8 protein-coding genes are annotated in these 8921 nt (G+C 46.7%); all 8 read right to left on the bottom strand.

From position 1 onward, the window contains the following. Window positions 1-75: 75 nt before the first annotated feature. Window positions 76-918, bottom strand: a complete 843-nt coding sequence (locus L1N85_RS26170) for a sulfatase (protein WP_235241958.1) — start codon at window positions 916-918, stop codon at window positions 76-78. Window positions 919-1057: 139 nt separating this feature from the next. Then, the gene (gene pgmB / locus L1N85_RS26165) at window positions 1058-1717 is read right to left on the bottom strand and encodes a beta-phosphoglucomutase (protein ID WP_235241957.1); all 660 of its coding nucleotides are present in this window, start codon (window positions 1715-1717) and stop codon (window positions 1058-1060) included. Window positions 1718-1739: 22 nt separating this feature from the next. Beyond that, window positions 1740-3437 (bottom strand): glycoside hydrolase family 3 protein, encoded by a 1698-nt coding sequence (locus L1N85_RS26160; RefSeq protein WP_235241956.1) that lies wholly within the window; start codon window positions 3435-3437, stop codon window positions 1740-1742. Between the two features lie 12 nt (window positions 3438-3449). Continuing rightward, window positions 3450-4256, bottom strand: a complete 807-nt coding sequence (locus L1N85_RS26155) for a tyrosine-protein phosphatase (protein ID WP_235241955.1) — start codon at window positions 4254-4256, stop codon at window positions 3450-3452. A gap of 120 nt (window positions 4257-4376) precedes the next feature. Further along, window positions 4377-5903, bottom strand: coding sequence for an ABC transporter substrate-binding protein (locus L1N85_RS26150; RefSeq protein WP_235241954.1), 1527 nt, complete (start codon window positions 5901-5903; stop codon window positions 4377-4379). A 60-nt stretch (window positions 5904-5963) separates the two neighbouring features. After that, window positions 5964-6851 carry a carbohydrate ABC transporter permease gene (locus tag L1N85_RS26145; protein WP_235241953.1) on the bottom strand — a complete coding sequence of 296 codons (888 nt, stop codon included), beginning with the start codon at window positions 6849-6851 and terminating at the stop codon, window positions 5964-5966. Between the two features lie 14 nt (window positions 6852-6865). Further along, window positions 6866-7798 (bottom strand): ABC transporter permease, encoded by a 933-nt coding sequence (locus L1N85_RS26140; protein WP_235241952.1) that lies wholly within the window; start codon window positions 7796-7798, stop codon window positions 6866-6868. A gap of 369 nt (window positions 7799-8167) precedes the next feature. Beyond that, window positions 8168-8815 carry a TetR/AcrR family transcriptional regulator gene (locus L1N85_RS26135; RefSeq protein WP_235241951.1) on the bottom strand — a complete coding sequence of 216 codons (648 nt, stop codon included), beginning with the start codon at window positions 8813-8815 and terminating at the stop codon, window positions 8168-8170. Window positions 8816-8921 lie beyond the last annotated feature (106 nt).

Below are 8921 nucleotides of genomic sequence, written 5' to 3'. Positions count from 1 at the left end.
TACTGTTTCTTCCTCATATCGTGTTCCCCTCCGCTTAATTTCATTGTATCTAAGTAAGGGGTGTATTGTCCAAGTCTAAATAGGGGCTAAAAAGAAGCCATGGTCGGTATTTACGATAAGCATCGTATCTTTCCACAAATTAAAGCGGTCAAAGGCTTCTAGAATTTTTCCCAGATACGTGTCGCACATACTAATAAGAGCAGCGTACTCAAAGATCATATGCTGAATCTCTTCCGGCTGCTGTGTCACCTTTCCATAATCAGGCCAATCAAAATGTTTTCCATCATAAAAGTGCGGATATAAATCCTTATATTGCTGCTGAGTAAAAAACGGCTCATGAGGATCAAATGCTTCGATTTGCAAAAACCACTGGTCTTGCTCGTAATTACGTTCGATAAACTCAATGCCTCTCCTTACCGTAACAGCCAAAGGCATGTTTTCCTCGACGTTTAAATATTGACGGTTGATCCAGTATTGTCGCCATAGGCCGCCCAACTTAGGGCTGCTCAACGATTCGGGGATAGCAGGATCCCCGACCTGTCCTTTCCAAGCATCGCCTTCTTGTCCTCTGGCGAACTCCCAGAAATGATATCTCGTATGATAGGTTGCTCCGCCATCCTCGAAGTAATGACTATGATCGGTCGTCAGATGGGTGTATACGTTATTTTTTTTCATAAGCTCAATCATAGAATTATCAAAAGGTTCCAGCGGTCCCCAGCTGCGATGCATGAAATTGTACCTGCCGGTATGCAGCTCCCTCCGAGCAGGAACGCAAGGCAGGCTTCCCGCATAGCAGTTGTCGAAAGTTACAATACGTTCCTCAAGTCTTTTAAAATTCGGCGCCTGGACCCAATCACATCCATAATTAGGAAGCATATGTTTATTTAAGGAATCGAACATGAGCATGATCGCTTTCATCGTTTATGATCATCCTTTCACGGAATCCGTGTTACCTTCCACGAAATACTCTTGGAATAATACATACTATTATGATAATAGGCACAATCGCAATTGCTGCGCCAGCCCACCGAATAGGCTTTTCCGGTACGCATGTGAATCACTTTCCGCCATCGCCATTCGCTTGCAATATGGGGAGCAATTCTTTGATTTGGCCGATATGATAATCCGCCATGTCGCATAAACAAGCCTCACCGATGGCAGCGACCCACATTCCGCCTCTGATCGCCGCTTCCACCCCGGCTGCCGCATCCTCCACGACCAAACAACGATACGGGCGCACATCCAATTCGACTGCCGCCAGCAAAAATACTTCAGGATCCGGTTTGCTGCTGCGAATTTCATTACCATCCGCTACGGCATCGAACTTATGCGAAAGTCCGAGACGCTCCAAAATGTAAGGGGCATTTTTGCTCGAGGAACCAATCGCCAGTTTGATTTGCTTTGCCCGTAAGCGGTCCAGCGTCTCCACAACTCCGGAGGGCAAGTCTTCGGCCGATAAAGACTGCAGCATCTCCTTGTAATATCCGTTTTTTCGCTCGGCCAAACGCATTTTCTCCTGCGGCGAATACATGCGGGTTGCCTTCTCCAAAATGATATTCACGCAAGCCATTCGGCTTATGCCCCGCAGCCTGTTGTTTATCGTCTCGTCAAACGGAATGCACTCCTCGTCGCACATCCGTTTCCATGCCAAATAGTGATGTTGGTCGGTGTGTACGAGTACGCCGTCCAAATCAAAAATAACCGCTTCTATATTCATCTTTCCCTCCGCCTGTTCGTTCTTACAGCTTCGCTTCCCAGCAGCCGCAGAAAGGGTCGACAGGGTTTATTCCCTTGAAATCGGATCTGCCTAGCAGTTTATCGACAACCGCGTCAATGACCGTTTCACTGCCCGAATACGCATTAACGTAAGTTTGAACCCGCGGAACATCCTGCAAATGATAAGGGCTAGCGACGGAGACGAACACGGTCGGGATCTCCCGGACAAACCAAGGGACATCCGCACCGAGCAGCGGCTCCCAGTCGATGCGTACCGTAGTCCGGTTGCTTGCCGTTTCGATGTTAACTACATACAGCGCCAAATCGTATTGTTCACTCAGTTCCTTTACCTCGCCGAACACCGATCGAAAGTCCACTTTTTTATTGTTGAAAACGGTGACGTCGAAGCCTTCCGCTTTTAGTTTGGCTACCATATAGGGAGAAATTTGAGTACTGCGATGGCCTCCGCTGTCGCCAAGCACATATAACAGAATACGCTTATGCGTATCGACGGCAATCGGCAGCAGCTGCTGGGTATCTTTAACGAGCGTAACCGCTTGATCCGCACATTCCTTCGCCCAATCTTTATGCTCATCGCATTGCAATACCGCCAGTTCTTTCAAGTCCGGAACAAGCGTCCCCTCCTGCTGCTGCTTATGCAAGTGGAGAGAAGCTTTCAGCGCTAGAATGCGCGTAACCGCTTCATCCAGTCTTTCCACCGTCAATATGCCGCTTTCAATACCTTTCATCATATAGCCGAAATCTTCCACTATATTCTTGTTGAACAGGAACATGTCACAGCCGGCGGCGATCGATTTCGGCACGGCGATTTCCCGCTTCTCCGCCATCATAAATCCGGCCATTGGCGTAGCGTCCGTGACGACGAGCCCGTTAAAACCGAGGTGCCGACGAAGCAGCGTTCCGATCAGTTCGGGCGCCAGCGTGGCAGGCATAAGTTCCTCGTCAGCAATGCCGGGCACGAGTTTCCGCGAATAGGCTGGGAGCATAATATGGCCAACCATGACGGTCTCGGCTCCCGCTTCAATCAATTCCCGATACACCATGCCGAACGTCGCTTCCCATTCGTCTACGGAAAGCGAATTGACCGTAGTGAGCAGATGCTGGTCGCGCTCGTCCACGCCATCGCCTGGAAAATGCTTGACCGATACGGCCAAACCGCTCTTTTGAATACCTTCGGTGTACGCTTTGGCCATCCTTGTGACTCTGACTGGATCGGAGCCGAACGTTCGAACATTCGTGATCGGATTGCGGAAGTTGAGATCGATGTCGACTACCGGCGCAAACGACCAATTGCAGCCGACGGCCCGCCCTTCTCTGCCAGCTACAAGCCCCAATTTGTACGCCATTTCTTCTTTATCCGTCGCCGCAACCTGCAGCTGTTTGCCGAAATAGGTACCGTCAGCGGTAATTCCGTTGCCCCCGGATTCGAGATTAGCGGAAATGAGCAATGGCAACTTGGAATGCTCTTGCAAAAAGCGGTGTATGTCCTGCATGCTCTCCCCCGGGCCCGGCCGAAACATCATTCCTCCCGGCTTTACAGCCTCGATTAACGTTTTCAGCTGCTGGCGATCATCCGTCATCCCGATCGGACAAAACAGCTGCCCGATTTTCTCACTCACATCCATCGCGGCCAGCGTTTCATGGACCCACTGAATATCCGCTTCTTTCAAATTAAACGGTTTAGCAGCTATGTCAACCATGATTGTCCCCCCCTACTCCAAACACATGTTTTGAAGAGTTTCCCTATTTTTCATCGTTAAGCCGAATTCTTCGGCAAAGTAAGTGTCAACATTGCCATACGTCTTTTTAATCGATCCGAAAACAGCTTCCATAAATTCTTCTTTTACCCCTAGCATGTGTTCGATATTTTGCAATTCCACTTCATCCACATGTTCGGCAAGCTGGGTCAGCAGTTTCCCGTTGAATGCTTTCATCGTTGTATTGGTCAACAGATAGTCTTCCATTACCGTTTCTTCCGGAACGCCGAGCGCCAGCAAGATTAAGGCAGACCCGACTCCCGTACGGTCCTTGCCCGCCGTGCAATGATGCAGTAGCCCCAGGTTGTCCGAATGCTGGATGATTTCCATTAACCGTTTATAGGATGGATTGTCGATCGGAAGCTTCGTGTACAATTCCATCATCATCGTATCCGCACGAAATTGTTTGAAAAAGCCGTTTTTGACCATATCTACGATAATATGAGTTTTTCGATCGGCGTGTTCTGCATTTCCCGGCATGTTGATTTGAGATGCTTGATCCGCCTTAATTGCCGATATGCGAATGTTTTTTGCGCCGGCAAAAACCGGATCCGGTTTTTTTTGCGCTTCATAATCGTCGCGATAGTCAAAAATCGTTTTGATATTCAATGCTCGAAAAGACACTAAATCTTGCTCCGACAAACCGGTCAATTCATCAGAACGAAAGAAGAGACCATGTTTGACTTTCCGGCCATTGGCAGTTAGATAGCCTCCCACATCGCGGAAATTATTTGTTCCTTCAAAAGGAATGACTCGATTCATGCATGACACCTCATTATGATTTTTATGGATAAAAGAATGCCAGAGTTTCGGCTCAGGTCTGTGAAGCGGCCCTTCAGCCAATCTCCGGGTAGGAAATATTCATGATGCTTCGTCCGACCATTATTTCTGAGTTTTCGCCCATTCGTCAAGCTGCTTCTGTTTCTCGCTTATGATATTATCGATGCCTGCCGACTTCAATTTGGCGATAAACTTCGGCAAGTTTTCCGCAGGATCGAGCGTCCCCGTTTCCAAGCCCACAACGTATTCAGTTAAAACGTTATTGACCGCGGCCATTTCCGTTTTCACCTTTTCCACGTCGAAGATAAAGCCCAGCGCTTTTGATTTTTTTGCACCCTTGTTGAATTGGTCCGTTTTTTTCCAAATATCCGGATCTCCGGTCGACCAAGTGTAGGACAGAAATTGATTACCGAACATATAAGGCGTACCGAAGTTATAGCCTGTATTCGTGATATCAACGCCTGCCGGATAGTCGATGACATTTTCCGATTTCTTCACATAGTGCTTTCCTTCGATTCCCCATGCGAACAGATTGTACAACTGTTTATCAGAATAGAGCAGGTTGAGAACCATCATCGCTCTGTCCGGGTCCTCCGAATTTTTCGGAACCGACCACATCATGCTCGTGATCATGTCCGTGGTCGCATACGCTGGCGTCAAACGTACTACCGTCATTTCTTTGCCGCTTTTCCTGGATGCTTCCACATCAGAGTCAGGCTTCAAGTTCGAGAAATAGGCAAACGCCTTTCCATTCTTCACGAGTTCCCTGCCGTCTTGCTTGCTAGTGGATGCGTCTTTCAGCAAATAACCGGATTGATACCATTTTCTGAGCACATTCAGTTGGTCCGCATATTGCGCGGTTTCATACCAGTTGACCACTTTCATGTTATTGTCGTAATCCGGCAAAACGCCGATGCCGCCGCTCAAACTGTCATAGAGAACATAGCCGGCGTAAAACGGACCGGTTCCCGGGTTTTTGGCAACAAGCGGCACCATATTCGGCTCGTTGTCTTTAATCGTCTGGAAGACGGCGTCCAAATCATTGATCGATTTGATTTTGCTCAAATCGATTTTGTATTTGTCGACGAGATCTTTGCGCATCAGAATACCGTAGTCGGAAGCCATGTCTTTTACGGCCGGTATCGCATAGCTTTTGCCGTTTATTTTGGCGGCCGAAAGCTGATAAGGCTCAAGAGCTTTTTTAATGCCGGACCCGTATTTTTCAACGAGATCGTCCAACTGAACCAACTGCCCTTTCGCCACTTGCGTACCGTAATTGAATCCGGCTGACGTGAACATCAGATCGATTTTCTCATTGCCTGCGAGCATCAGATTTGTTTGCTGCTGCCATGCGCTGATGCTGATTGGGGTCAATTTGACGGTCGTGTTGATTTTCTCCTTCAAAATTTTGTTCATCTCGTCCTGTACGGCTTGCAGATCCTTTTGTTCGCTTCCAAAGAAAGCCATCGTCACCTCATAAGGTGCCAAATCCTTACCATTCTTCGTCGTGGGCGAGGTCTTTGAATCGGTCGCTCCGCCTTCATTTTTTGCACCGCAGCCTGCCAGCAGCATGCCGAGCGCAACAATCAACGCCAACCCTGATTGCATCATCTTACTTTTCTTGTTCATTCTTGAAGCCCTCCTCAAAGTTTGCTGCTTATGCTAACCAGTGAAATACTGGATAAAGCCTTATCCTTTTACCGCCCCTATCGTAAGTCCTTTCACGAAAAACTTTTGAAAGAAAGGATACGCGATTAGAATCGGGATAATCCCGACAACGGCCATCGCCATACGCACCGTTTCCGTCGGAATATTTGCGACTGAATCGCTCTGATTCCCTGCGAAATTACTGCTGGTCAAAAATTGAATATCGAGCAAAATCCGGTTTAGCAAGTTTTGCAGACTAAACAGCTTGCTGTCCGTAACATAGATCATGCCGTTAAACCAATCGTTCCAATAGTGGATCGTTTGGAATAACCCGACGGTCGCCAGTATCGGAAGCGAGAGCGGCAGCACGATCTGAACGAACGTTTTGAATTCGCCCGCACCGTCCATTTTGGCCGATTCGATGACGGGAGCAGGAATCGAAGTCGCAAAAAATGTTCGCATCAACATGACATAAAACGCGTTTGTCAACAACCCGGGCACGATGAGTGCTAGCAGCGTATTTTTAAAATCGAACAATTGGGTGTACACCAAATACGTAGGTACGAGCCCGCCGTTAATCAGCATCGTGAAGAAGACGAAAAACGACCAAAACTTATTCATGGGCATATCCTTGCGTGACAATGGGTATGCAAGCAGCGAGGTGATGATCAGGCTGACAACCGTCCCGATTACCGTGATGACGATCGTAATTCCGTATGCGCGAAAAATTCTTTCGGCGTCATGCCACAAATACCGGTATGCGGATAAGCTGTACGCCTCAGGAAAGAAGGAATAACCATTTCGAACAATCGACTGCTCGTCCGTTACGGAAGAAATAAATAGCAAGATAAACGGGAGGATGCAAAAGACCCCGATGACGAGCAGAATAATATTGACGAACCATTGCCATATCGAATATTTCGTTTTCAAGTAGGTTCTCTCCCTTAAAATAAAGCGTTGTCGCTGTTCTTTTTCCTGACGATATAGTTTGACAACAAGACGAGCACAAAGCCGACGAACGATTGATACAATCCGGCAGCTGAAGACATGCCAACATCGCCAAGCGTCATAAGGGCTCGGTAGACGTATGTGTCGATGACGTTCGTTGTCGATTGCAGCGCTCCCGCATTAAGCGGTACTTGATAAAACAGGCCGAAGTCCGAGTAAAAGATGCGTCCGATCTGAAGCAGTGTCATGACCGTGATTACCGGTATGATGAGCGGAATCGTAATGCTCTTGATCTGCTGCCATTTGCTTGCCCCGTCAATGGTTGCCGCCTCGTAATATTCCGGATCGATTCCAATAATCGCGGCCAAATAAATGACGCATAAATAGCCGGCGCTTTTCCAGATGTGGACGAGCGTCAAAATGTAAGGCCAATATTTCGATTCGCTATACCACGAAATTTCCTGTATTCCGAGCATCGGCAAGATCGTATTATTGACGAAGCCTGTTTCCAAACTGAGCATCGCAAACACCAGATAACCCACGATGACCATGGAAATCAAGTAAGGAAGCAGAATAACGCTTTGATACAATTGCGATAGGAACCGTTTCTTCACTTCATTCAGAAGTATGGCCACACCCAATGCAATGACCAAGTTAAGAAAAATGAAGACAACATTATAAAGGATGGTGTTTCTGGTAATGAGAAGAGCGTCCTCCGTCTTGAACAGATACTCGAAATTTTCGAACCCTATCCAATCGCTGCCGAAAATCCCTTTGGAGTAGTTGAAATCTTTGAAGGCAATGACTACGCCGAACATGGGCAAATAATTATTAATGACGATATAGAGGATTCCAGGCAGCATCATGAGAAAAAGCGCGCTATATTTCCGATACTTCCCTATCCTCTTCCCTGCAGGTATTGTTGTCATGTGACTTGTCCTTTCCTGATGTTTTTATGATTACATGTCTTGCAGCCATCCTAAAACAGTTTAAAATCCGCAGCTAAAGGTAAACGACTTTCTGCGAACACTTCCCCAATACGTATTTACCTGTAATAAACAGTGGTTTACCACTAGTAAACACATTGAATTATAAAATCAAATTGTTTGTGCATTATCAAGTACATGTAAAGATATTATGAAGTAGAGCAGAACAAAGTCCCCCAAAAGTGAAGTATACCTTCGCAGCTCATTTCTAGTACTTTCGGGAGCCCCCGTTTATCCACAGACATCACTTCTTAAAATTCCTGGACAATAAAAAAAGATGCTCTCTATTTGAGAAGAGCATCCTGATTATTACTATCCCTGCGGTTTCAGATAAGTGAGTACCATGTCCACCATATGTTCTAAAACGGAAGCTGGTTCAACGCCCTGGTCCAGCTGTAGCACCTTTCCTCTTACAATCATACGCTGCAAGGTAGCAGTAACAACATTACTTAATGTGAATGTCACAATATGAATATCGATATCGCTGCGAATCGATCCGTCCGATATCCCTTCATCAAGCAGTGCGTAAAATGGATGAGTACCTTTTCTCAAGAAGCTTATATATCGGGCTTCAAGCTCCGTATTCACATAATTTTCCCGATAAAAAGCATCGAACATGGCAATGAACCGAACAGAGTTGGCTTGTTGTTCCGAAACGCTTATCATATGTTCCAGCAGGTAGCGAACCTTTTCAAAACCGTTGTTGCCCCTGGGAGAATGGAGGTTGTCATCCTGCCAAAAAGCACTTAAAACGTTGATTTGCACTTCAAAAATAATTTCGTCAAGGGATCGGAAATATTTATATAGCGTTACTTTACTTATACCGCAGATCTCGACAACATCTTTGAGAGTTATCGAGGACAAGCCCCGTTCTAGAAACAGCTGCTGTGCGCCTTGAATAATATCTTCACGCCGCTTGTTTCTATGCTGCTCCAACTGTTCCTTCCACTTGGGGTTCACGAAGATCCTCCCTCCCACTATAAAGTAATGTTTTCTCCTGATTTCTCGCTCATTCTCAATATTTCAACTTTGACTGATTAAGAGGTTCAGGTGGAGAATGTAGTCT

Origin of the sequence: Paenibacillus alkaliterrae, assembly GCF_021532375.1 — a bacterium.
GTDB lineage: Bacteria > Bacillota > Bacilli > Paenibacillales > Paenibacillaceae > Pristimantibacillus > Pristimantibacillus alkaliterrae.
Note: the sequence above shows the minus strand (reverse complement) of the source record. Positions and strands in the feature narration are given on the sequence as shown.